The following is a 22,947-nucleotide window of genomic DNA, read 5'->3' on the forward strand; positions in this document are numbered from 1 at the left end:
GCATTTTGCCGAGTTCCGTCACTCGTATTGACGCCACCGAAGCCCAGCCAACGAGACATTTGCGTGAAACAGAAAACCATTGTCCTGGCCATGTTCGCCGCCGCCGCGGCGCAGGCCGCCACTCCGCCAAAGATCGACGCGCAGCGCATGCTGCAAGACGTGAAGGCGCTGTCTTCCGACGCATTCGAAGGGCGCGGCCCCAACACCGCGGGTGAAACGAAGACGGTCGATTATCTCGTCAGGCAGTTCAAGGCCGCGGGCCTGCAGCCGGGCGGCGACCTGGTGGGCGGCGAGCGCAGCTGGACGCAGGACGTGCCGCTCGGCCGCTTCGAGATCACGGGACCCGTCGCAGCCAGCATCAGCGACGGCAAGCAGACCGTCACGCTCACGCAGGGCCAGGAGATCGCGATCCGTCCGGCCGAAAACGGCCAGTCGCAGGTCGACATCGCGAACGCGCCGCTGGTCTTCGTCGGCTACGGCGTCACCGCGCCGGAACGCAACTGGGACGACTTCAAGGACCTGGACCTGAAGGGCAAGCTGGCGGTCGTGCTGATCAACGATCCGGATTTCGAGACCGGCGAGGGCGACTTCGGCGGAAAGGCGATGACCTTCTACGGCCGCTGGACCTACAAGTACGAAGAGATGGCGCGCCGGGGCGCGCTCGGCACGCTGATCGTGCACGAGAGCGCGCCGGCCTCGTATGGCTGGCCGACCGTGAAGAACTCGAACACCATCGTCCAGTACGACATCGTGCGCAAGGACGCCGCTAGCGAGCATGCGCCCATCGAATCGTGGATCCAGCGTGACCTGGCGGTGGACCTGTTCAAGCGCGCCGGGCTCGATTTCGAGCAGGCCAAGCTGGCCGCGCGAAGCCGCGACTTCAAGCCCATCGAACTCAAGGGCGTGACCATGAGCGCGCGCTTCGCGGTCGACGCCAAGGTGATCAAGTCGAAGAACGTGGTCGCGCTCAAGCGCGGCAGCAAGCGGCCGGAGGAATACGTGATGTACACGGCGCACTGGGACCACCTGGGCATCGGCCCGGCCAACGCCAAGGGCGACCGGATCTACAACGGCGCGCTGGACAACGCCAGCGGCAGCGCCGCGCTGATGGAGCTGGGCCGCGCCTACGGCAAGCAGCCGGCGCCGGCGCGCAGCGTGGTGTTCCTGGCGGTGACCGCGGAAGAGAAGGGCTTGCTCGGTTCCGAATACTACGCGGCCAATCCGCTGTACCCGTTGGCGAAAACGGCGGGCGTATTCAATATGGACGGCGTGGCGCCCAACGGTCCGGCGCGCGATTTCTCGATTTCGGGCGTGGCCAAGCTCGACCTGCTCGATCGCCTCAGCGCGCAGGCGGCGAAGCAGAACCGCAGGTATTCGCCAGATCCGAATCCGGAAGCCGGCTACTTCTACCGTTCCGACCACTTCTCGTTCGCCAAGCGCGGCGTGCCGGCGATCTCGTTCCGGGGCGGGCAGGATTGGGAGCAGGGTGGTCTCGCGGCGGGCAAGGCGAATGCGGAGGCGTACCGGGTCAACGACTACCACCAGCCGTCCGACGAATTCCGGCCGGAGTGGACCTTCGCGGGCGGGAAGCGCGACCTGGAGCTGTTGTATGCGACGGGTCGGCAGCTGGCCGATTCGGGCGACTGGCCGAACTGGTCGCAGGATAGCGAGTTCCGCGCCGCTCGTGATGCCAGCGTCGCGGAACGAAAGTAAGTTCAAGCGCCGTCGTCCCGGCGAAGGCCGGGACCCATAGACAGTGCGCTACATCGCACACTCAGCATGGGCCCCGGCCTCCGCCGGGGCGACGGTTTCAGGTTGCCGATTTTCGCCGCGCAAACCGCTGCGCCAGCACCGCACACACCATCAGCTGCAGCTGGTGAAACAGCATCAGCGGCAAAATGATCATGCCCAACGAGGTGGGCGCGAACAGCACCTTCGCCATCGGCACCCCGCTGGCCAGGCTCTTCTTCGAGCCGCAGAACACGATGGTGATCTCGTCTTCCTTCGAAAAGCCCAGCCTGCGGCTCACCAGCGTCGCGATGCCCAGCGCGAGCGCCAGCAGCAGCGCGCTGATCACCAGGATGCCCGCCAGCGTGCCCAGCGACACCTTGTGCCATAGCCCCTCGTTGACCGCATCGCTGAACGCCGTGTAGACCACCAGCAGGATCGAGCCCTGGTCGACGATCTTCAGCATCGGTTTGTGGCGGTCGACCCAGCGCCCGATCCACGGCCGCAGCAGCTGGCCCGCGATGAAGGGCAGCAGCAGCTGTTCGACGATGGACAGCACCGAGTCGAGCGACGATCCGCCCGCCGAGCTGGTGCGCGCCACCAGCAGGCCGACCAGCAGCGGCGTGATGAAGATGCCCACGAAGTTGGACGCCGAGGCGCTGCACACGGCGGCGGCCACGTTCCCGCGCGCCATCGAGGTGAACGCGATCGAGGACTGCACGGTCGACGGCAGCGCGCACAGGAACAGCACGCCCAGGTAGAGGTCCGGCGTGAGCATGGCCAGCGCCAGCGGCTTGATGAGCAGCCCCAGGATCGGGAACAGGACGAAGGTGCTGCACAGGACCAGCACGTGCAGGCGCCAGTGGGTGAGCCCTTCGACCAGCGCCTCGCGCGACAACTTGGCGCCGTGCAGGAAGAACAGCAGCCCGATGGCGATGGTGGTGACATGGCCGAACGCCACCGCCGTGGCGCCGCTGGCGGGGGCGATGCTCGCCAGCGTCACCACGATGAGCAGCATGATCGTGAACGAATCCACCGAGAAGCGCTGCATCTGGCGGGTGAAGGCGGCGTAAATACTTGGCATGCGGATGGCAGGGAAAGAACATGGGCCGGGCGGCCGTTCATTTTACCGGCGTCGCCTGCAGCCTGCTGGCGCCTCTCCGGAATTAACGGTGAAAACCGTTTCCACCGTTTCGCAACACGGCTATACTCGTTCATTGATTGTTAACATTCATCGACGCCGGTTGGCCACGAGCGGACCAGCGTCGGCGAATATATTTTTATCAGGGGTCCATTTTGTTCAAATCTTTTGTCCTCCCAGTCGCCTTGCTGGGCGCAGCGGCGGCCGCCCATGCCGACGAAGGCCAATGGCAGCCGCACCAGCTGCCGCAGCTGAAGTCCGAGCTGAAACGCATCGGCATCACCATTCCGGCGCAGCAGCTGGCCGACCTGTCGAAGCACCCGATGAGCGCCATCGTCTCGCTCGGCGGCTGCTCGGCTTCGTTCGTGTCGCCCGACGGCCTGGTGGTCACCAACCACCACTGCGGCTACTCGGCGATCCAGCGCAACTCGACCCCTGAACATAATTACATCGCCAACGGCTTCCTGGCCAAGACCCGCGCCGAAGAACTGCCGGGCGGCCCGAACACCCTGGTGTACGTGACCGAGAAGGTGGAGAACGTCACCGACCGCGTGCTCAAGGGCCTCGCGCCCAACCTGTCGGGCAAGGAGCGCCACGAGCAGGTCGAGAACCGCATCAAGCAGCTGATCGCCGAGTGCGAGACCGACAAGGCTTACCGCTGCTCGGTGCCGGCCTTCCACCGCGGCCTGGAGTACTACCGTATCAAGCAGCTGATGATCCGCGACGTGCGCCTGGTCTACGCGCCGTCCAACCACATCGGCGACTTCGGCGGCGACATCGACAACTACGAGTTCCCGCGCCACGTGGGCGACTTCTCCTTCCTGCGCGCCTACGTCAGCAAGGACGGCCGCCCGGCCGACCCGTCGCCCGACAACGTGCCGTACAAGTCGAAGGACTTCCTGGTGGTGTCGGCCGAAGGCCTGAAGAACGGCGACCCGATCCTGCTGGCCGGTTACCCGGGCCGCACCAGCCGCTACAAGCTGCCGTCGGAAATCCGCTTCGCGCGCGACGTCGACTATCCGGCCAAGGTCGACTCGATCACGGCCGACCTGTCGGTGATCGCCGCCGCGACCATGGGCAATGCCAATTACGACGTCCGCTACGCCAGCGTGGTCAAGAGCGCCAACAACGTGCTCAAGAAAACCAAGGGCCTGCTGGACGGCTTTGCGCGCAAGGACATCGCGGCGATCAAGGACACCCAGGACGCCGAGTTCCGCCGCTGGTACAAGCAGCACGGCAGCGGTTCGAAGACGCTGCTGGCGGACCTGGACGGCGTGATCGGCGCCGACATGGCCGCGTCGCGCGAGGAGTTCGCGCTGGGCGAAGCCACTCACAGCGACATGCTCAAGAGCGCGCGCACCCTGTACAAGCTGGCGCTGGAACGCCAGAAGCCGGACGCCCAGCGCGAGGCCGGCTACCAGGAGCGCGACCTCTCCTTCATCAAGGCGCGCCTGTCGCGCCTGGAGCAGTCCTTCGTGCCAAGCGTGGACCGTGCGCGCTATTCGGCCGCGCTGGCGCGCTATGCCAAGCTCGATCCGAAGACGCGCCCGCAGGGACTGGACGCGCTGCTGCCGGCGTCCTCCCAGCTGGAGGCGATGTACAAGTCGACCGAGCTGTCCGACACCGCCAAGCGCCTCGCGTGGATCGGCAAGGATCCCGAAGCATTCCGCAAATCGGATGACCCGTTCATCCAGCTCGCAGTGCGCATGTACGACGCCGCCAATGCGGTCGAAGAGCAGCGCAAGGAAGTGGACGGCAACCTGGAGCGCGTGATCCCGCAGTACATGGCCGCGGTCATCGAGTGGAAGAAGTCGCTCGGCAAGCCGGTCTACCCGGACGCCAACTCGACCCTGCGCGTGACCTACGGCACCGTGGCGCCGTATGTGCCGAAAGATGGCATCACCAAGGGGCCGTTCACGACGGTGGAAGGCATCATGGAGAAGGCGACCGGCCGTGAGCCCTTCGTGGCGCCGGCCAACCTGCAGGATGCGATCAAGGGCAAGCGCTACGACGTGTTCAAGGATCCGGTGCTGGGCACGGTGCCGGTGAACTTCCTGTCGACGGCTGATACGACCGGCGGCAATTCCGGTTCGGCGGTGATGAACAAGCGCGGCGAACTGATCGGGTTGAATTTCGATTCGACCTACGAATCGATCACCAAGGACTGGTACTTCGACAGCGCGATCACGCGTGCGATCCACGTCGATATCCGCTACATGCTGTGGGTGATGAAGCAGGTCGATCACGCGGATAACGTGATCAGGGAGATGACGGTCAAGTATCCGAAGAAGTAAGCGCCACAGGCTTTAGCAGTACTACGAACGTCGTTCCCGCGAAAGCGGGGAACCCCATTTTCTACGGTACGAGCTAGCGTTAAGCGATAGTGGCACGCGACTGAATGGGATTCCCGCTTTCGCGGGAATGACGGCTCGAATGGGAAGCCGCGCGGGTCGAGCACCGCGCGGCTTTTTTTGCGCCTATTTGCCGATGTTCCTGGCCAGGAAAGCTTCCAGCTTCTCGTAGAAAGCGGTACGGTTCGCGGTGTCGTAGAACCCGTGCCCCTCGTTCGGCGCCAGCAGCCACTCGGGCGCGTTGCCGGCCTTGGTCAGCGCCTCGCGCATCTCTTCGGCGTGCTGCACCGGCGCGCGCTTGTCCTTGCCGCCGTGGACCAGCAGCACCGGCGCCTTGATCTGCGCCGCCAGCGACACCGGCGAGTTGCGGTCCAGTTCCTGCTTGTCGGTGCCGATGTAGCGGGCGATGACGCTCTGCGCCGTCTTGTTGGCGCGGTATTCGTCGGAGGCGGCCAGCAGGTTCAGGTCGTACACGCCGGCATAGCCGATCGCGCATTTGAACATCGACGGCTCGCGCGCTGCCAGCATGAGCGCCGAGTAGCCGCCGAAGCTGACGCCGTACGAGCACACGCGGTTGCCGTCCACCTCGCCCTGGGCGATGGTCCACTTCAGGCCATCGACGATGTCGTCCTGGACTTTGCTGCCCCACTGGCGGTAACCGGATTCCATGAAGTTGACGCCACGTCCGCCTGAGCCGCGGTAGTTCACCTGCAGCACCGCGTAGCCGCGGCTGGCGAGGAATTGCGAATCGAGGTCGAAGTACCACTCGTCCGAGATGCCGTGCGGACCGCCATGTGGCATCACGACCAGCGGTACCTTGGTGCCAGCCGCATGCGCCGGCATCGTCAGGTAGCCGAACATATTGTGGCCGTCGCGCGTCTTGAAGCTGATCGGCCGGCGCTCGGCCATCTCGTCCGGATTGATTGCTTCCAGCCCCGAGAACAGCAGATCAGCCTTGCCGGAGCGGCGGTCGAACAGGTAGAACTCGCCGGGATCGCGGTCGCTCGCTACGCCGAACAGCAGCACGTTGCCGTCCTGCGTGAAGTCGATGAAGTGCACCACGCTGCCGGGGAACTGCGAAGAGAGCAGTTTGTGCAGCTTGACGTCGGCGTTGTTCTCGTCGAAGTAGCGCATGGCCGGCATGCCGACCGAAGACGAGGCCGCGATGGGAATGGCATGCGAGTCGAACTGGATGTTGGTGGGATCGGCGTTCGGATTCTCGTACAGCGTCGTGCGGCTGCCGTCGGCCAGGCTCTCGCGCACGATCAGGTCAGGGGCGCCTTTCGGCGAATAGCGCGCGTAGAAGGCCTTGTCGCCGGGTTCGAACACGAATGGCGCGTAGACGCGGCCGCGGTTGTCGGCCAGCTTGTCCCACGCGCCATTTGCATCGTTATGCCGGAACATGACAACCCAGCCGTCATCGCCACGGCCGTAGGCGAATCGCGGCGTGCCGTCGTTCTGGATGACGAAGTCGAGGTCCTGCATCGACAGGCTGGCCAGCAGCTTGCGCGTGGCGCCGGCGCTGTCGATGTCATACAACTGGCTGCTGCCGCCTTGCCAAAGATGCGAGCTTACGAACAGGTGATTGTTCGGTGTTGAAGGGATGGCCTGGATGGAGCCGAAGCCGTAGTCGTCGCCGTAACGGTCGCCGCGCCGCGACAGCTTGAACATCTGGTAGCCGTACAGGTACTCCTGCCTGGTGCCGTCCAGGTTCGCCGCCAGAAGTTCGCCGGTCGACACCGGACGCTCGCGCGATCCGAGCTCCTTGCCAGTGGCGATGACGATGCGTTCGTTGCTGACCCAGCGCACGTCGAGCGGCACGTCGAACGCAGGCATGCGGATCGCGCCGGTGATCTTCAGGTCAGGCAGCGAATATACGGTCACCACCGGCACCGTGCGGTCGCCCGACGGCATGCGCACGGTCACGGCGATGTGTTTGCCGTCCGGGGCCAGGCGCGGATGCGAGTAGGTGTCCTCGTGGACGAACGCGGCAAGCGGTACCTTGGATGCGCCGAACGACGGGATGTGCAGCGCGAGCAGCGTGGCGCAGACGGCGAGGGAACGCAAACGCATCGAGACTCCTCTGTAATAGTTATTGGAACGATCGTCGAGTATACGAGGCGGCGCCATGCTCCGGGAGCGTTTTCGGTGCTATTGTCGAGCCGGCGCAACGTTATTCAATATATTGCATAATCCCTGATGCCAAGCGCATAATGCACACCTGACCATGATTGCCGATACCCCCGAAGAAACCGCGATCCGCGACGCCCTCACGCAGGCGCTCGAGGCCTGGCTGCACGCCAGCGGCAAGACCCAGACCGAAGCTGCCGCCGTGCTGGGCACGACCCAGGCGCGCGTCTCCGAAATCAAGCATGGCAAGACGCACCAGTTCAGCCTCGACCTGCTGGTGCGCCTCGCCGCGCGCGCCGGCCTGCAGCCCGCCATCACCATCACCCCGCATCAATGAACGATACCTTGTCTTTTGCCGGTTTCAGCACGACGCCGCTGGAACTGATCTCCTTCGCGCTGGCGGTAGCGATGGTGCTGATGAATATCCGCCAGAACCACTGGGGCTGGCTGCTCGGGATCGTGTCCTCGGCCACCTACGGCATTGTGTTCTTCAACGCGCGCCTGTACGGGGACGCCTCGCTGCAGCTGGTGTTCATCGCCAGCGGGATCTGGGGGTGGTACCAGTGGCTGCGCGGCGCGGGTGAGAGCAAGCTGGCGGTCACGCGCCTCAATAACGCCGGCTGGCTGTGGTCGGGCGCTGGATGGGGCATCGGCTTCGTACTGCTGGCGTTGTTCCTGCGCGCGTACACCAACACCGACGTACCCAATGCGGACGGCTTCCTCACCGCCGGCAGCCTGCTCGGCACCGTGCTCCTGGCGCGCAAAAAGGTCGAGAACTGGCATGTCTGGATCGCGGTGGACGTGCTGTACGTTGGCCTGTACGTGTACAAGGGCCTGATGCTGACCGCGATCCTGTACGCGATCTTCGTCGCACTGGCCATCGGCGGCCTGCGCGCATGGTCGAACGTGGCAGCCGTGGGGGCGCGATGAGCGCTGTCGCTCGGGTTGCGATCCTGGGCGCCGAGTCGACCGGCAAGTCGACCCTGTCCGAGGCGCTGGCCATGTACTACGACACCGTGTGGGTGCCGGAATACCTGCGCGAATTCGTCGACACGCAAGGCCGCGTGCCGCGCGAGGAGGACCAGTACGTCATCGCGCTGGAGCAGCGTGTGCGCGAGGAGGCCGCCGTGTCGCAAGCCACGCGCTTCCTGTTCTGTGATACCACGCCGCTGATGACGGCGGTCTACAGCCTGCAATACTGGGGCCGCATCGACGCGCAGCTGGCGGCGCTGGCCGCCTCGCACGACTATGCTTTCACGCTGGTGTCGGCGCCGGACCTGCCATGGGAGCCGGATGGCCTGATGCGCGATTCGGACGCGGTGCGCCAGTCGGTGCACCGGATGCTGGTCGACACGCTGGAGAAACGGGATATACCGTTTATCCTGGTGCGGGGAGGGCTGGAGAGCCGGCTGCGGCAGGCCGAGGACGTGCTCGGCCCGCGCGCGATCTAGCCGGTCAGAAGTCGAACTGGGCCGACACGCGGAAGGTGCGCGGCGCGCCCGGGAACAGGTAGCCGCCCAGTTCCGGCGTCACGTCGCGCCAGTAGAAGCGGTCGAACACATTGTCCACGCGTGCACGCAGCGTTACCTTGGCCAGGCCGGTGCGCAGCGCGTACGAGGTGCCCAGGCCGAACACGTGGTAGCCCGGCACGAACACGCGGTTCTCGACGTCGAAGGCCTTCTTGCCGGTGTACGACCAGCTGCCGTCCACCTTCAGGCCCGCCACTTGCGGCACGCTGTACTCCATCCATGCCACCGACTTGAACGCCGGGACGTCGGCCACGCGCTTGCCGTCGATGGTGGCGTCGCCGCTGCCTTGCTGGCGGGTGTTCAGCGCCTGCAGCGACAGGCTGTAGGCCAGGTTGGCATCGAGCTTGCCGGACGCATCGAGTTCGATGCCGCGGTGGGTCTCTTCGCCATTGCGCACGAAGGTGTTGGCGGCGTTGGTGTATTCCAGGCCTTTGCGGATCTGGAACAGCGCGGCCGTCAGCGTCAGCGCCTCGCTCGACACGCCTTTCACGCCCAGCTCGGCCTGGTGCGAGCGGCTCGGGCCGAGCACCTGGTTCTGGTTGGTGGTCTGCATCGGCGCCACGCCGCCGTGTTCCATGCCCTGGCTGACGGAGCCATAGACGTTCCAGTTCGGCGTGAGCGCGTACACCAGCGCCACGTTCGGCAGCACGAAGGAGTCGTCGCTCTTCGCGAACGGCAGGCTGGCGTCGATGAACTGGTTGCGCTTGATGTTCACCCAGCGCGCGCCGGCGTGCAGGGTGGTTTTCGGCGCGACGTTGACGATGTCCTGCGCGTACAGCGCGCGTTCCTGGTCATGCAGGCGCTCGGACACCGGGCCGGTGACGCGGTCCGCGGCCACCGGCGGCACCGGCGCGTTGGTCCGGAAGTTGCTGGTGCCGACGAAGTCGTACACGTAGTCGCCGTAGGCGTTATGGCGCTCGTAGTACGAGGTGCCGAAGGTGACCGCGTGCGCGATTTGGCCGGTGGCGAACTTGCCCTGCACCTGGGCCTGCGCGCCCCACGGCGTCTTGCGCTCGCCGGTGCTGATGTAGTCGTAGATGTCCATGTCGCCATTGCTGCAGTAGCCGGGGTAGAAACCCTCGCCTTCGGTCGAGCAGCCGTACGGGAACGCGGTGAAGTCATCGCGCTTGAACCAGTGCTTGTTGGCGTCCACGCTGGCCAGCCAGCCCGCGCCCAGCTTGTATTCGAAGTGCAGGCCCAGGTTGGTGCTCTTGGTGTCCACCGGGCGCGCCCATGCCTGGTCACCCAGGAACATCTTCGGCGACACGCCGGTCGGCAGCACCTCGTTGCGGATCAGCTGGAATCCGGGCGCCGATTTCTGCGACTTGTGCTGGTAATCGAAGTCCAGCTGCAGCAGGGCGTCGGGGCTGATCTGCCAGTCGAAGGCGCCGGAGACGAATTGGCGCGAACCGTTGGCGCCGCGCACGTAGGGGTGGATGTCTTCGGCGGCGGCGTTGATGCGGTAGCCGAAGCGGCGGTCCTGGAAGCGGCCGCCCAGGTCGACGGCGCCGTACAGCGTGCCGCGCTCGCTCACCTCGACGGTGGCGCTGCGCAGGTCCTTGTTGGTCGGGCGCTTGGTCACGAAGTTGATGATGCCGCCCGGCGCGGTGACGCCGGCCTGCAGGCCCGACAGGCCCTTGAGCACTTCGATGCGTTCCTTGTTCTCGAGCGGGATCTGGGTATCGTTCGGGATCGCGATGCCGTTCTTGCGGTAGCTGGCGTCGTTATCGAGCGCGAAGCCGCGGATCGCGAATTGCTCCGCGTAGCCGACCGCGTTGTACGAGTCGCTGACGGAAGCGTCGTACTTCATCGCCTCGGTGGCCGAGCGGATCGACAGGTCCTGCATCTTCTGCGCGTCGATGGTGCTGATCGAGGCCGGGGTGTCGATCACCGCGCTGTTGCCGAAGCCCCCAACGCTGGCGATGCCGCCCGACTGCTTGGCGCCGGTGATGACCACTTCAGTGATCGGCTCGTTGCCGGTCTGGGTCTGGGCGTGCACGGCGAAGGCTTGCAGGATCGCGCAGGCGAGGAGGGACTGCTTGAAATTTTTATTCATTGGTTTGCTCGTTTTCGCGCGCCGCGGCGGCGCGCTGCTTTTTTTAAAAGCCGGAGCCAACGTGGGGGAAGGGCAAACTCGGTATGGAAAACTGCGTTGCGCTTTCCTTCGCTGGCATTATCCAGATCAGGTACGGAGGGTATCTCTCACCCGGAACCAATACCCTGGCCCAGGACCCCTAGCGAAGCCGGGAGTGTACCACGATCCCTTGCGGGCCGTGGTGCACACGACAATTGACAGTCAGCTCAGAGGCAAAGTTCCAACACCTTGCGGCTGACTTCGGGCGTGACGTCGCGCCGTTCGCCCAGTTTGACCATGCGGTGCGCTTCGAGCGCTTTCACCACCGGCCCGATGACTTCCGCGCCGAGCTGGTAGTCGGGCAGGCGGGTGCCCACGCCGACGCTGCGGAAGAAGGCTTCAGTGCGGTCGATGGCCTGGCTGATGCGCTCGTCCTCGCCGCCATCGACGATGTTCCACACGCGCTCGGCGTACTGCAGCAGCTTGGCGCGCTTGTCCTCGCGACGCACGCGCAGCATCGCCGGCAGCACCACGGCCAGCGTCTGCGCGTGGTCCAGGCCATACAGCGCGGTGAGCTCGTGGCCGACCATATGGGTGGCCCAGTCATGCGGCACGCCGGCGCCGATCAGGCCATTCAGGGCGAGGGTCGCGGTCCACATCAGGTTGGCGCGTACTTCGTAGTTGTGCGGTTCGGCCAGCGCCTTCGGGCCGTCCTCGACCAGCGTGGACAGCAGGCCCTCGGCGAAACGGTCCTGCACCTTGGCGCCGGCGGGGTAGGTCAGGTACTGTTCCATCACGTGCACGAAGGCGTCGACGATGCCGTTGCCGACCTGGCGCGCGGGCAAGGTGTAGGTCTTGGTAGGGTCGAGCACCGAGAACTGCGGGTAGACATGTCGCGAGCCGAAGGCGAACTTCTCCAGCGTGGCCTTGCGCGTGATGACGGCTCCGGCGTTCATTTCGGAGCCGGTGGCGGGCAGGGTGAGCACGGCGCCGAAGGGCAGCGCGGCCTTCACGTTCTTGGCGTGCTGTTCGAGGATGCTCCACGGGTCGCCGTCGACCAGCGCGCCGGCGGCGACGAACTTGCTGCCGTCGATGACCGAGCCGCCGCCGACCGCGAGCAGGAAGTCGATGCGCTCGGCCTTGACCAGGGCGATGGCTTCCATCAGGGTTTCGTAGGTGGGGTTGGGCTCGATGCCGCCGAATTCGAAGACGGTGTGCTGGGCCAGCGCGGCCTTCACTTCATCGTAGACGCCATTGGCGCGGATGCTGCCGCCGCCGAACAGCATGAGGACGCGCGCGCCCTGGGGCACGAGTTCGCGCAGCTTGGCGATCTGGCCTTCGCCGAAGACGATGCGGGTGGGGTTGTAGAAATCAAAGTTGAGCATGCGAGCCTCTTTTTGTGGTGCGGGCAAAAGAGGGATTATCGCGCAATGGTTGCAATCGCGTGCATGACCCAAATCGGTTTTAGTTGAGGGACCGTCATTCCCGCGAAGGCGGGAATCCCATTTTGCGTGGGCGGCCAAAAGGGCGGCCGTAGTGGCGCGCATACGAAATGGGGTTCCCGCCTGCGCGGGAACGACGGTAGCTGCTTCGGATAAGGAAAGGCTACTCAGGCCTCAGCCGGTTCGCGCACCGGCGCCGCATGCTCATGGTGCGCGCGCGCGTGCAGCAAGTGGCGCTGCAAGGTCGAACGCGCCGCGTCGCCGATGGCGCGCCAGAATTCGCGGCGCAGGGCTGCGCGCTTGCGGTGCTTTGACGGCATGTCGGCCAGCGGCTTGAGATAGAAGGGCAGCGCGATCCGCCAGACCGGGCCCGGCGTCTCCACCCCGCCCAGCACCTTCCAGAAATTGTCATAGGCGTTGGCGAACTGCTTGTCCTCGCTCGCCTCGTAGCTCACGTTGGCAGTGCACTTGACCGCGATGACCGTGTCCATGCCCACCGACTGCGCCACACCCTGCATCGCAGCGAAGCAGAAAAAGCTGGGCGAGTTGTTGGGAAAGGCGCGCTCGAAAGCTTCGAACGCCGCGCCGGAATCCGCCCAGCGGCCCTGGTTGCGGGCGACAAAAGGCACCATCGGCGCGCCAACGCCGGCCAGTGCGCCTTCCATCCAGCTGAAAGAAAGCTGGTGCAGGCAGCTGCCGTTGGCGATCAGTGAGATGGCCAGGTCGCCCTCGGCGTGGGCGCGCGGCGCCATATCGAGCCGGAGACTGAAGTGGTCGTCGCCGCTGGCGTGCTGCCACAGCAGCAGGCCGCCGTCGCGGTACACCGCCTGCTTGTAGGCGGCGTTGAAAGTGGTTTCCTCGAAATGGTAGTGCCCGAGCACGCACTGCACGCGCTGGCTCGGAGTCAGCCCCTTGAGCAGGTAGCCGCGGTGGCTGAGGTGGTGGAACAGGTCGCCCTGGGACAGATGGGCGACGTAGTTGCGGTAGACGTCGAGCTGGCACAGCGCCTGGTGGTCGCGATAAAACCACAGGACGCGCAGGCTGCGCCAGATGGACAGGAGCCGGGAACCCAGGCTGTCGTGGCCGCCGGCCAGCCACTGCTGTTTCAGGTAGGCGAATATCATCTCGCGCTCCGTGGTCACATTCGGGATCGGTCAGGTCTATCTTGTCTTAGCCACTGCCGGTCAAAAATGAGATTGCTCAAGGGTAATAAATTCTACACCTCAACTTTGTTTTCGTGTCGCATTCCACGCTCAGCCTTGCGCGGCAAGCCTAGCACGATTGCCGCGCCGTCCTGATGCGGCCCTGCCCGATAATTGCGCCATACCCAACGAGAGCGGAGGTTGCCCGTGGCATACGAACTTTTTTACTGGCCGACGATCCAAGGCCGCGGCGAGTTTGTCCGGCTCGCGTTGGAGGAGGCCGGCGCCGGTTACGTGGACGTGGCGCGCGAGCGCGGCGGCATGGACCGCCTGATGAAGCTGCTGAAGGAGGGCGCCCATCCTTCATTCGCGCCGCCGTTCCTGAAGGCGGGTGCGCTGACGATCGGGCAGACCGCCAACATCCTGCTGTTCCTCGGCCAGCACCACGGGCTGGCGCCGCTGGACGAGGCCAACGGCCTGTGGACCCACCAGCTGCAGCTGACCATCGCCGACCTGGTGGCGGAAGTGCACGACAGCCACCATCCGGTGTCGACCTCCCGGTACTACGAGGACCAGAAGCCCGAGGCCAAGCGGCGCGCGGCGAGTTTCGTCAAGGAACGCATCCCCAAGTACCTGGGCTATTTCGAGCGGGTGCTGGGCAAGCGCGAATGGCTGGTCGGCGAGCGGCTGACGTATGCCGACCTGTCGCTGTTCCAGGTGGTCGAGGGGCTGCGCTATGCCTTCCCGCGCGCGATGGGGACGATGGCGAAGGACTATCCGGGGCTGGCAAACCTGCGCGACCGCGTCGCCGCGCGGCCACGCATCGCGGCCTACCTGGAGTCGCCCAGAAGGCTGCCGTTCAGCGAGGAGGGCATCTTCCGTCATTACCCGGAGCTGGACCGGAGCTGAGCGGTATTGTTTTGGCAAGCGTGGTCGGGTAGCATCGCTGGAGTTCGTTCATATCATGTAGAGGACTCATGACCCAGCGCCGCCAGTTCCTGATCAACGCTCCCCTTGGCCTGTTGGCCGCCACCACCATCCGTCCCGATGCGCTGGCGCAGGACCAGCCGCCGCCTGGCGCGCCGCCCACCTTTGGCGCCACGCCCGCGGTGGGGCCTGACGTCGGCCCGGCCACTTTCGCCGAGGCCGAAAAGCTGATGCAGGTGCGGATGACGCCTGGGCAGCGCGACATGGCGGCCGCCAACTGGCGCATCTCGCTGGCGTCGACCATGGAGCGGCGCACCGGCCCGCGCAAGGTGGCGCTGGCGCCGGAACTCGCGCCGGCCACGGTCTGGCATCCGGCCACGGTCGGCCGCGCCGTCGCCGGGCATGGCCGCTTCGTGCGCAGCCGCGCCGACGGCGCGCCGCTGCCGGCCCGCGACGAGGACATCGCCTATGCGCCCGTGACCCAGCTGTCGCGCTGGATCGAGTCGCGCAAGCTGAGTTCCGAGCGGCTGACCCGTATCTACCTGGACCGCATCAAGCGCTACGACGGCAAGCTGCGCGCCGTGATCACGCTGGCCGAAGACCACGCGCTGGCGCAGGCGCGCCAGGCCGACCGCGAGATCGCCGCCGGCAAATACCGCGGACCGCTGCATGGCATCCCGTATGGCGTGAAGGACCTGCTCGACACCGCCGGCATCCGCACCACCTGGGGCGCCGAGTTTTACCGCGATCGCGTGCCGGCCAAGGATTCGGCGGTGGTCGCGCAGCTGAATGCGGCGGGCGCGGTGCTGCTCGCGAAACTGAGCCTGGGCGCGCTGGCGCTGAACGATATCTGGTTCGGCGGCCAGACCGTGAATCCCTGGCTGCTGGAGGAGGGCGCGTCCGGCTCGAGCGCGGGGCCGGGCGCGGCCACGGCGGCGGGGCTGGTCGCGTTCTCGGTCGGCAGCGAGACCGGCGGCAGCATCGTCAGTCCCTCGATGCGCTGCGGCGTGGCCGGGCTGCGGCCGACCTATGGCCGGGTCGGGCGCAGCGGCGCCATGACGCTGTGCTGGTCGCTCGACAAGCTGGGCCCGATGACGCGCAGCGTGGAGGATGCGATGCTGGTGCTGCATGCGATCTCCGGGCCGGACGCGGGCGACGTGGCGCAAGTGCCGTCGCGGCTGGACTTCGATGCCGGCGCCGGCGTGCGCGGGCTGAAGGTCGGCTACTTCGCCGGCTGGATGAACGAGGCGCCCGCCACCGATGTGGACCGCGCGGCGCTGGAGACGATCAGGAAGCTGGGCATGCAGGCGGTGCCGGTGGCGCTGCCGGACTGGCCCTATCAGTCGCTGAACACGGTGCTGTTCGCGGAAGCGGCGGCTGCGTTCGAAGAAATCACGCTGGACGGCCGCGTGGACCAGCTGCGCGAGCAGGTGCCGGACGCGTGGCCGAACCTGTTCCGCGAGTCGCGCTTCCTGTCGGCGGTGGACTTCGTGCAGGCCGACCGCCTGCGGCGCAAGGTGGCGCAGGAGATGGCGCGCATCATGGGCGAGGTGGACCTGCTGCTGGTGCCTTCGCTGCGCGACGAGATGCTGACGATCTCGAACTTCACGGGGCACCCGTCTCTGACGGTGCGGACCGGTTTCGTGCAGGTGTCGCAGGCGCGCAGCGACTGGGCGCCGAACCCGAAGCAGCCGCTGCCGACCTTTGAGCCGCCGCGGCGCGTGCCGCATGGGGTCACGCTGATCGGGCGCCTGTTCGACGAGGGGACGATCGGGCGCGTGGGGCTGGCGCTGGAGAAGGCGGCGGGTGTCGCGAAGGAGCGCCCGCCCGGGTTCTGAAACAAGCCCGTCGCCGGCGGGAGCTCATTCTTCCTCCAGCTCCGTGAACCGCATCGCAAGGTAGTCGATCAGCGCCCGCACGGAGGGAAGCAGTCCGCGCCGCGACGGGTACACGGCGTGCACGATGCCGCCCTTGGGCGCCCAATCGGGAACCAGCCGGGTCAGCAGCCCGTCGCGCAAGGCGTCGCTGACGATCATGGTGGGCAGGCAGACGACGCCGGCGCCCGCCACCGCCGCATTGAGAAGCACCGTCATATCGTCGGTCACCATGCGCGGCACGTGCCGGAATTCGACCTGCGCTCCTTTCGGGCCAGCCAGCTGCCACAGGTGTTGCGCCTGGGCCGGGCCGAGATCGAGCGTGGGCAGGCGTTCCAGCTCGGCCGGTGTCGTGATGGCGCCGTAAGAGGCGAGCAGCGCCGGGCTGGCGACCACGCACCACACGCGCTCGGTCAGCACGCGCATCGCCAGGTCGCTGTCCTGCAAAGGCGGCGGGCGCACCCGGATGGCGATGTCCACGCCCTCGCCAATGACGTCGACGCTGCGATTGCTTGCTTCCAGGTGCAAGATCACTTTCGGATGCTTGACCATGAAGTCCGCGACCATCTGGCCGATACGCGCGTGCAGCAGCGCGACCGGGCAGGTCATCCTGACCAGGCCACTGGGCTCCGCGCGCATCTCGTCGATTGCCGATTGCGCAGCCTCCGCTTCGGCCAGCATCGCCGCACAGTGGGCGTAGTAGTTCTGGCCCAAGGGCGTCACCGAGAAGCGCCGCGTCGAACGCTGGATCAGGCGCACACCCAGTTGTGCTTCCAGCAGTGCCACCCGCCGGCTCAGCTTTGACTTTGGAACGGCAAGCGCCCTTCCGGCAGGGGCGAAGCCCTGGTGTTCAACCACTTTCGCGAAATAGTAGAGGTCGTTGAGGTCGACGGGCATTCGGGCTCCTTCGTTCTACCGATAGAACGCTGAAGGCATATTTTGCCGTCTACCGGGCCACAGCGCCATCTCCTAATCTGGTGGACACCGGCGCATCGGCGACGGCTAAATTCCTGAAGGAGATAGATTATGAGCACCCCAGCCAACTTCAACGGCAAGCGACCGATTATCGACCCGAACGACAGCGCCATGCTGCTGATCGACCACCAGAGCGGTTTGTTCCAGACGGTCGGCGACATGCCCATGCCGGAACTGCGCTTGCGCGTGGCGGCCTTGGCCAAAATGGCGACGCTGGCCAATTTGCCGGTGATTACCACAGCCTCCGTGCCGCAGGGGCCGAACGGTCCCCTGATTCCCGAAATCCACGAAAACGCGCCGCATGCAAAGTACGTCGCGCGCAAAGGCGAAATCAATGCCTGGGACAACCCCGATTTCGTCGCCGCGGTCAAGGAAACCGGCCGCAAGACCCTGATCATCGCGGGCACCATCACCAGCGTGTGCATGGCGTTCCCGTCCATCGCCGCGGTTGCCGACGGCTACAGAGTGTTTGCCGTGGTCGACGCGTCCGGGACCTATTCGAAGATGGCCCAGGAAACGACCCTGGCGCGCATCGTGCAGGCAGGCGTTGTCCCGATGGATACCGCCGCGGTCGCGTCCGAACTGCAGCAGACCTGGAACCGCGCGGATGCGCAGCAGTGGGCCGATGTCTACACCAGGATTTTCCCCGCATACCAATTATTGATGGAAAGCTATGCGAAGGCGCGGGAAGTCCAGCAGAACAATGAAATGCTGGACTCGCAACGCAGCTGATTCGCCTCAAAAGCATTCGCTGCGCGGCCGTAACGCCCGATGATTTAGCCTACATTGGGCGTGCGCCGCTGGCGGTTCGCGCTACCGAATAATCCTGTCGTGGCTCGTGCTATGTCCATTACCGCAGAAAAAAATGGCACCGCGGCCGCGCTGGCCGGGATACTGTTGTGCGTCCTCGCAGCCGGCCCACCTGAGGCGACGGGAAGCGAAGTCGCGACAAGTACCGGAACCGCGCCGGCCCCCGCCTACAAACTGTTCCGTTACGATGAGGACTATCGCTACCTGAAGGACACCGCAAGCCGCGCGGATTCCTGGGATCCGATCAAGTACATCCCCATCGACGGCACGGAGAGTTTCGTCAGCCTTGGCGGAGAGGTCCGCGAACGTTTTGAAGACTATACAGCTGCGGATTTCGGCGTTCCGGGCCGGAGCGCCGACAGCTATTTGCTGCATCGCGTGCTCGTGCATGCAGACCTGCACCTGGACGAACATGCGCGGGCGTTTGTTCAGCTCGCAAGCCATCGGGCGTTCGGCAAGAACTCCGCTGCGCCGCCGTACAGCGATCGACTGGATGTGCAGCAGGCATTCTTCGACTGGCAATTTGACGGCGCCGGGGACAGCAAGGTCCCCTTCGTGCGGATCGGGCGGCAGGAAATGGCATTCGGCGCGCAGCGGCTGGTCGCGGTGCGGGACGCGCCCAACGTCCGCCGCGCGTTCGACGGCATTCGCTTCAGCGGGGCGGTCGATCAAACCCGTTACGATGTCTTCGCGACGCGCCCCGTTCTCTTGCAGGAGGGGAATTTCGACGACAAATCGAATAGCGCGCAAGAATTTTGGGGCGTCTACACGACCAGCCCCATCAGTCTCATACCCGATTCCGCGGTGGATATCTATTACCTTGGTTTCGACAACCGCCGCGCCGTGTACGCCATCGGAACAGGCAGTGAAAAACGACACTCGATCGGCGCACGCGTCTTCGGCCACGCCGGGAAATGGGATTGGGACTGGGAGGCGCTGGGCCAGGTTGGCACCTTCGCGCAGAAAGACATCCGGGCCTGGGGTTTTGCCTTGGATACCGGCTACACATTCCCGCACGCCCCCTGGACGACGCGGGGCGGTTTCAAAATTACCGTCGGCAGCGGAAACAGTGATCCGAACGGCGCCACGTTGCGCAGCTACGGCCCGCTATTTCCGAAGATTGCTTATTTCAACCAGGCTGGCCTGATCGGCGCCTCGAACGTGATCGACCTGCAGCCATCGCTGGTATTCAAGCCGGCCCCGGCCTTGACTGTCACGGCCGCGTGCGACTTCATCTGGCGGCAGACAATACGTGACGCGGTCTTCACATCCCCAGGGCCTCCCATACCCGGCACCGCAGGCCGCCATGGCCGGCACAGTGGTAACGAACCGTCGCTCGACGTCACCTGGCGCGCCAATCGCCACGTGTTGATCAATGGGGGTTTCGTGCACGTGACTGTCGCGCGGGTGCTGGCGGACCTCGGCGGACACGACACCGACTTCCTCTATCTTTCAGCCGCGTACAGTTATTAACGGGCGACGGCGACAAGCGCTCGATCAGGCTTCCAGCCCTCCGCTGCGCTCGAGGCGCTTGTAATACAGCAGCGAATACACCGCCGGCACCAGCGGCCCGGCCATCAGCAGCACTACCGCCACCAGCCTCAGGTTGGCCAGCGCCGCCACGATCGCCAGCGCACTGCAGCCCACCATCAGTTTGGCCGCCAGCCGGTGCGTCGCGTACCAGACCCGGTCATTGGCCAGCGTCCAAGGCGTGCGTACGCCGATCCAGAAATTGCGCCGCACCTTGCCCATCACATTGCCCAGCAGCGCCAGGAACAGGGCCGTCGTCGCCAGCAGCCAGCGTCCGGTGTCGAAGTCGTGATCGAGCGTGCCTGCCATGATCAAGCCGTGCAGGCAGCCCAGCAGGCCCTCGATCAGCAGCGCGCAGTACCAATAGGTGTCGCTGAACGCGTCCACCGAAAAGCGCTGCGGCGATACCTTGGGCAGCACCGCCAGCAGGGCCAGCATGAAGGCCATCATCCCCGGCATCATGAAGATGCTTCCGCGGCCGCCGTAGCGATCGATTTCGCCATGGGCGTTCCAGTGCAGCGGCACCTGTTCCGGCAGCTGGCCGTACAGGGCCAGGGTGGCGCCGAAGGAGGCCACGATCAGCAGCAGGGACAGGATCAGGTATCGGTTCTTCATTGTTGTTCTCCTTTGGCGCCGCGCGCCAGGTCCATGGTCCAGCTCAGGATGTCTTCCAGCACGGTCGTGTTGAGCGCGTACCAGATGGTCTGGCCCTCGCGCCGGCTGGTGACCAGCCCGGCGTCCCTGAGCACCGCAAAATGATGCGATAGGGTAGGCTTGCTCATGTCGAAGCGCGCGGCCAGCTCGCCCGCCGTCATTTCTTCCTTGCGCAGCAGGTGCAGGATCGCGCGCCGGGTCGGGTCGGCGAGCGCCTTGAAGGCGGAATTGCTGTCGTCCACGTTAGTTCAGTCTGCGTCTAATTAGATGATATTCGAAATACTAGGCCGGGCGCGCGGTAGTGTCAAGCGCCGCCGCCCCCGTTTTTCTGTCCGAAAGGAGATCGCCATGACGAGCAGTAGCGAAAAAACCGTCCCGGCAGGGATGCATACGATCACCCCGCATCTGGTGTGCGCCGGCGCCAGCGAGGCCATCGAGTTCTACAAAAATGCCTTCGGGGCCGAGGAAGTGATGCGGATACCCGGCCCGGACGGCAAGCTGGGCCACGCCATGCTGCGCATCGGCGACTCGGCGCTGATGCTGGCCGACGAGTTTCCGCAGTGGCATTCCTATGGCCCGCTGAAATTGAACGGTTCGCCGGTGACCCTGCATCTGGCGGTGGCCGACGTCGACCAGGCTTTCGCACGCGCTGTTGCCGCCGGCGCCACGGTGCGCATGCCGCTGGCCGACATGTTCTGGGGCGACCGCTACGGCATCGTCGAGGATCCGTTCGGGCACCGTTGGTCGATGGCGACCCATGTGCGCGACGTGTCGCCGGAGGAGATGGCCGCCGAGATGGCCAAGGCCATCTCCTGAGCGCCGCCCACGGTCCGCGTATCATGGCGGCTTCGCTCTTGTACAGGAAGGACAGACGTGGACCATGACGATATCCTGCGCATCGCCGCCTTTGCCGACGGCGGCGTGGGCGGCAATCCGGCCGGCGTGTGGCTGGGCGAGGCGCTGCCGCCGGCGGCGCTGATGCAGCGGCTGGCGGCCGAGGTCGGGTTCTCCGAGACCGTGTTCGCCGCGCCACAGGGGGAGGGCTGGCGCGCGCGCTATTTTTCGCCGGAGGCCGAGGTGCCGTTCTGCGGCCACGCGACCATCGCGCTGGGTGCGGCGCTGGCCCGGCGCTTCGGCGACGGCATCTATCCGCTCACCCTCAACCAGGCCAGCATCACGGTCGAAGGGCGGCGCGAGGGCGAGGGCGTGCAGGCCGCGCTGCAGTCGCCGCCGACCCGCAGCGCGCCCGCGCCGGAAGCGCTGGTGGACGCCGCGCTGTCGCTGTTCGGCTACACCCGCGCCGGCCTCGACCCGCGCATCCCGCCCGCGCTGGCGCACGCCGGCGCCGACCACATGGTGCTGGCGCTGGCCAGCCGCGAACTGCTCGCCGCCATGCGCTACGAGCTCGACGCCGGCCGCCGCCTGATGCATGCGCACGGCGTGGTGACGGTGGTGCTGGCGTGGGCCGAATCGCCGCATCGCTTCCACACCCGCAATCCCTTTGCCGCCGGCGGCGTCTACGAAGACCCGGCCACCGGCGCCGGGACCGCCGCGCTGGCAGGCTACCTGCGCGACCTCGGCTGGCCCCATGGCGGCCGCATCGAAGTGGTGCAGGGCGAGGACATGGGCATGCGCTCGCGCCTGTTCGCCGGGATTCCAGCCGCGCCGGGAAGCTCGATCCGGGTGTCCGGCGCCGCCCGCTTCATGGCCTGAAAGTATGCAAATAGGGGGGGAAAGGCTGCCTGCTCCTTAGATTGACGGAATTTTAAAGCTCGATAATGAATCGCCAAGTGTGTTTATTTTCGAACAGGAGTACCGTCTCATGCCGCCGCTTCCTTTCCGTTCCGCCGCCGCCCCAGCTTCCGACAATGCCTTGCCGACCGAGCGCCTGCCATTTACCGTCCGCCGCGCCGGCGATGGCGAAGCGCTGCGCAAGGCGGTGCAGATCCGCCACGCCGCCTACGCCCGCCACGTGCCCGAATTCGCGCGCAGCCTGGCGCTGCCCGAGGAGTCCGATTTCGACGACGACAGCGTGGTGCTGCTGGCCGAATCGCGGCTGGACGGCGAGCCGCTCGGCTCGGTGCGGATCCAGACCAATGCCCACCGCCCGCTCAACCTGGAAGACTCGATCGTGCTGCCGTCGTGGCTGCGCGGCCGGCGCCTGGCCGAAGTCACCCGCCTGGGCGTCGGCGAGGGCCGTGTCGGGCATCTGGTCAAGGTGGCGCTGATGAAGGCCATGTTCGAATACTGGCTGGAGCAGGACATCGACTGGGCGCTGGCCACCGGCCGGGTGCCGGTCGACCGCCAGTACGAGCAGTTGCTGTTCACCGACGTGTTCGAGGACAAGAGCATGGTGCCGCTGCGCCACGTGGGTGGCATTCCGCACCGGGTGATGGCCTTCGAAGTGGCCACCGCCGAGGAGCGCTGGACCGCCGCCGGCCACCCGCTGCTGAACTTCGTGCGCCGCACCCGCCACCCCGACATCGACATCAGCCGCCGCACCCCGGCCGCCCGTCCGCAGCCGGTGCGCGCCCCGGTGCAGCGCAGCATGCGCGGACTGGCTGTGGTCTAGATGATCTGTCTACAAAATATTGCATGACGGCATCATAACTAAGCTGTATGCTTGTGGAATCATTTACC

Annotated in this window: 20 protein-coding genes and 1 riboswitch; of the genes, 12 read left to right on the forward strand and 8 right to left on the reverse strand. The window is 65.8% G+C overall.

What is annotated here, in order from left to right; genetic code table 11:
- The first annotated feature begins 63 nt into the window (after positions 1-63).
- The gene (locus NX778_RS00900; protein WP_370661296.1) at positions 64-1,713 is read left to right on the forward strand and encodes a M28 family metallopeptidase; all 1,650 of its coding nucleotides are present in this window, start codon (positions 64-66) and stop codon (positions 1,711-1,713) included.
- Positions 1,714-1,810: 97 nt separating this feature from the next.
- Here NX778_RS00900 and NX778_RS00905 read toward each other — a convergent pair whose 3' ends face one another.
- The gene (locus tag NX778_RS00905) at positions 1,811-2,812 is read right to left on the reverse strand and encodes a bile acid:sodium symporter family protein (RefSeq protein ID WP_258809807.1); all 1,002 of its coding nucleotides are present in this window, start codon (positions 2,810-2,812) and stop codon (positions 1,811-1,813) included.
- A 212-nt stretch (positions 2,813-3,024) separates the two neighbouring features.
- Here NX778_RS00905 and NX778_RS00910 point away from each other — a divergent pair, with 212 nt between their 5' ends.
- On the forward strand, positions 3,025-5,163 hold the full coding sequence (locus NX778_RS00910; protein ID WP_258809808.1) for a S46 family peptidase: 2,139 nt from the start codon (positions 3,025-3,027) through the stop codon (positions 5,161-5,163).
- Positions 5,164-5,346: 183 nt separating this feature from the next.
- On the opposite strand, the gene NX778_RS00915 is transcribed toward NX778_RS00910, so the two are convergent.
- A complete protein-coding gene (locus NX778_RS00915; protein ID WP_258809809.1) occupies positions 5,347-7,293 on the reverse strand; it encodes an alpha/beta hydrolase family protein in 1,947 nt (648 codons plus the stop codon).
- 154 nt (positions 7,294-7,447) lie between these two features.
- Here NX778_RS00915 and NX778_RS00920 point away from each other — a divergent pair, with 154 nt between their 5' ends.
- From NX778_RS00920 to NX778_RS00930, 3 genes are read left to right on the forward strand one after another with little or no spacing between them, the layout of a single operon-like run.
- Positions 7,448-7,687 (forward strand): helix-turn-helix domain-containing protein, encoded by a 240-nt coding sequence (locus NX778_RS00920; protein ID WP_258809810.1) that lies wholly within the window; start codon positions 7,448-7,450, stop codon positions 7,685-7,687.
- On the forward strand, positions 7,684-8,280 hold the full coding sequence (pnuC, locus tag NX778_RS00925; protein ID WP_258809811.1) for a nicotinamide riboside transporter PnuC: 597 nt from the start codon (positions 7,684-7,686) through the stop codon (positions 8,278-8,280). Before NX778_RS00920 ends, pnuC begins: the two co-directional genes overlap by 4 nt.
- Positions 8,277-8,801 (forward strand): AAA family ATPase, encoded by a 525-nt coding sequence (locus NX778_RS00930; protein ID WP_258809812.1) that lies wholly within the window; start codon positions 8,277-8,279, stop codon positions 8,799-8,801. The genes pnuC and NX778_RS00930 overlap by 4 nt, the downstream gene beginning before the upstream one ends.
- A gap of 4 nt (positions 8,802-8,805) precedes the next feature.
- Here the strand turns inward: NX778_RS00930 and NX778_RS00935 are convergent, their stop codons facing one another.
- The 3 genes from NX778_RS00935 to NX778_RS00945 form a co-directional block, all read right to left on the reverse strand.
- Positions 8,806-10,935, reverse strand: coding sequence for a TonB-dependent siderophore receptor (locus tag NX778_RS00935; protein ID WP_258809813.1), 2,130 nt, complete (start codon positions 10,933-10,935; stop codon positions 8,806-8,808).
- Between the two features lie 86 nt (positions 10,936-11,021).
- A riboswitch (TPP riboswitch) is annotated at positions 11,022-11,125 on the reverse strand.
- A gap of 55 nt (positions 11,126-11,180) precedes the next feature.
- Positions 11,181-12,338, reverse strand: coding sequence for an iron-containing alcohol dehydrogenase (locus tag NX778_RS00940; RefSeq protein WP_258809814.1), 1,158 nt, complete (start codon positions 12,336-12,338; stop codon positions 11,181-11,183).
- A gap of 224 nt (positions 12,339-12,562) precedes the next feature.
- Positions 12,563-13,519: a DUF535 family protein gene (locus NX778_RS00945; RefSeq protein WP_258809815.1), complete on the reverse strand. Its 957-nt coding sequence runs from the start codon at positions 13,517-13,519 to the stop codon at positions 12,563-12,565.
- Between the two features lie 225 nt (positions 13,520-13,744).
- Between NX778_RS00945 and NX778_RS00950 the strand changes: the two genes are divergently transcribed.
- On the forward strand, positions 13,745-14,446 hold the full coding sequence (locus tag NX778_RS00950; protein ID WP_258809816.1) for a glutathione S-transferase: 702 nt from the start codon (positions 13,745-13,747) through the stop codon (positions 14,444-14,446).
- Positions 14,447-14,514: 68 nt separating this feature from the next.
- Positions 14,515-16,302 (forward strand): amidase, encoded by a 1,788-nt coding sequence (locus NX778_RS00955; RefSeq protein ID WP_258809817.1) that lies wholly within the window; start codon positions 14,515-14,517, stop codon positions 16,300-16,302.
- 24 nt (positions 16,303-16,326) lie between these two features.
- Here the strand turns inward: NX778_RS00955 and NX778_RS00960 are convergent, their stop codons facing one another.
- The gene (locus NX778_RS00960; RefSeq protein ID WP_258809818.1) at positions 16,327-17,235 is read right to left on the reverse strand and encodes a LysR family transcriptional regulator; all 909 of its coding nucleotides are present in this window, start codon (positions 17,233-17,235) and stop codon (positions 16,327-16,329) included.
- A 129-nt stretch (positions 17,236-17,364) separates the two neighbouring features.
- Between NX778_RS00960 and NX778_RS00965 the strand changes: the two genes are divergently transcribed.
- Both NX778_RS00965 and NX778_RS00970 read left to right on the forward strand, forming a co-directional pair.
- Positions 17,365-18,045: a hydrolase gene (locus tag NX778_RS00965; protein WP_258809819.1), complete on the forward strand. Its 681-nt coding sequence runs from the start codon at positions 17,365-17,367 to the stop codon at positions 18,043-18,045.
- A gap of 111 nt (positions 18,046-18,156) precedes the next feature.
- Positions 18,157-19,596 (forward strand): alginate export family protein, encoded by a 1,440-nt coding sequence (locus tag NX778_RS00970; protein WP_258809820.1) that lies wholly within the window; start codon positions 18,157-18,159, stop codon positions 19,594-19,596.
- Positions 19,597-19,620: 24 nt separating this feature from the next.
- On the opposite strand, the gene NX778_RS00975 is transcribed toward NX778_RS00970, so the two are convergent.
- Both NX778_RS00975 and NX778_RS00980 read right to left on the reverse strand, forming a co-directional pair.
- On the reverse strand, positions 19,621-20,268 hold the full coding sequence (locus NX778_RS00975) for an SdpI family protein (protein WP_258809821.1): 648 nt from the start codon (positions 20,266-20,268) through the stop codon (positions 19,621-19,623).
- The gene (locus NX778_RS00980) at positions 20,265-20,549 is read right to left on the reverse strand and encodes an autorepressor SdpR family transcription factor (RefSeq protein ID WP_258809822.1); all 285 of its coding nucleotides are present in this window, start codon (positions 20,547-20,549) and stop codon (positions 20,265-20,267) included. Before NX778_RS00980 ends, NX778_RS00975 begins: the two co-directional genes overlap by 4 nt.
- 106 nt (positions 20,550-20,655) lie before the next feature.
- Between NX778_RS00980 and NX778_RS00985 the strand changes: the two genes are divergently transcribed.
- The 3 genes from NX778_RS00985 to NX778_RS00995 all read left to right on the forward strand — a co-directional run bounded on the left by NX778_RS00985 (position 20,656) and on the right by NX778_RS00995 (position 22,879).
- Positions 20,656-21,123 (forward strand): VOC family protein, encoded by a 468-nt coding sequence (locus NX778_RS00985; protein WP_258809823.1) that lies wholly within the window; start codon positions 20,656-20,658, stop codon positions 21,121-21,123.
- A gap of 57 nt (positions 21,124-21,180) precedes the next feature.
- Positions 21,181-22,020, forward strand: a complete 840-nt coding sequence (locus NX778_RS00990) for a PhzF family phenazine biosynthesis protein (protein ID WP_258809824.1) — start codon at positions 21,181-21,183, stop codon at positions 22,018-22,020.
- 109 nt (positions 22,021-22,129) lie between these two features.
- Complete coding sequence (locus NX778_RS00995) at positions 22,130-22,879, forward strand: N-acyl amino acid synthase FeeM domain-containing protein (RefSeq protein ID WP_258809825.1); 750 nt, start codon at positions 22,130-22,132, stop codon at positions 22,877-22,879.
- The last annotated feature ends 68 nt before the right edge of the window (positions 22,880-22,947 follow it).

The organism is Massilia terrae (assembly GCF_024753145.1).
GTDB classification, from domain to species: Bacteria; Pseudomonadota; Gammaproteobacteria; order Burkholderiales; family Burkholderiaceae_D; genus Telluria; species Telluria terrae.

What these genes read in the sequence shown, in the direction of transcription:
- NX778_RS00905 (WP_258809807.1), bottom strand. Translation starts at nt 2,812, where the DNA reads ATGCCAAGTATTTACGCCGCCTTCACCCGCCAGATGCAGCGCTTCTCG.
- NX778_RS00935 (WP_258809813.1), bottom strand. Translation starts at nt 10,935, where the DNA reads ATGAATAAAAATTTCAAGCAGTCCCTCCTCGCCTGCGCGATCCTGCAA.
- NX778_RS00915 (WP_258809809.1), bottom strand. Translation starts at nt 7,293, where the DNA reads ATGCGTTTGCGTTCCCTCGCCGTCTGCGCCACGCTGCTCGCGCTGCAC.
- NX778_RS00920 (WP_258809810.1), top strand. Translation starts at nt 7,448, where the DNA reads ATGATTGCCGATACCCCCGAAGAAACCGCGATCCGCGACGCCCTCACG.
- NX778_RS00970 (WP_258809820.1), top strand. Translation starts at nt 18,157, where the DNA reads ATGTCCATTACCGCAGAAAAAAATGGCACCGCGGCCGCGCTGGCCGGG.
- pnuC (WP_258809811.1), top strand. Translation starts at nt 7,684, where the DNA reads ATGAACGATACCTTGTCTTTTGCCGGTTTCAGCACGACGCCGCTGGAA.
- NX778_RS00985 (WP_258809823.1), top strand. Translation starts at nt 20,656, where the DNA reads ATGACGAGCAGTAGCGAAAAAACCGTCCCGGCAGGGATGCATACGATC.
- NX778_RS00995 (WP_258809825.1), top strand. Translation starts at nt 22,130, where the DNA reads ATGCCGCCGCTTCCTTTCCGTTCCGCCGCCGCCCCAGCTTCCGACAAT.
- NX778_RS00955 (WP_258809817.1), top strand. Translation starts at nt 14,515, where the DNA reads ATGACCCAGCGCCGCCAGTTCCTGATCAACGCTCCCCTTGGCCTGTTG.
- NX778_RS00945 (WP_258809815.1), bottom strand. Translation starts at nt 13,519, where the DNA reads ATGATATTCGCCTACCTGAAACAGCAGTGGCTGGCCGGCGGCCACGAC.
- NX778_RS00960 (WP_258809818.1), bottom strand. Translation starts at nt 17,235, where the DNA reads ATGCCCGTCGACCTCAACGACCTCTACTATTTCGCGAAAGTGGTTGAA.
- NX778_RS00930 (WP_258809812.1), top strand. Translation starts at nt 8,277, where the DNA reads ATGAGCGCTGTCGCTCGGGTTGCGATCCTGGGCGCCGAGTCGACCGGC.
- NX778_RS00975 (WP_258809821.1), bottom strand. Translation starts at nt 20,268, where the DNA reads ATGAAGAACCGATACCTGATCCTGTCCCTGCTGCTGATCGTGGCCTCC.
- NX778_RS00940 (WP_258809814.1), bottom strand. Translation starts at nt 12,338, where the DNA reads ATGCTCAACTTTGATTTCTACAACCCCACCCGCATCGTCTTCGGCGAA.
- NX778_RS00965 (WP_258809819.1), top strand. Translation starts at nt 17,365, where the DNA reads ATGAGCACCCCAGCCAACTTCAACGGCAAGCGACCGATTATCGACCCG.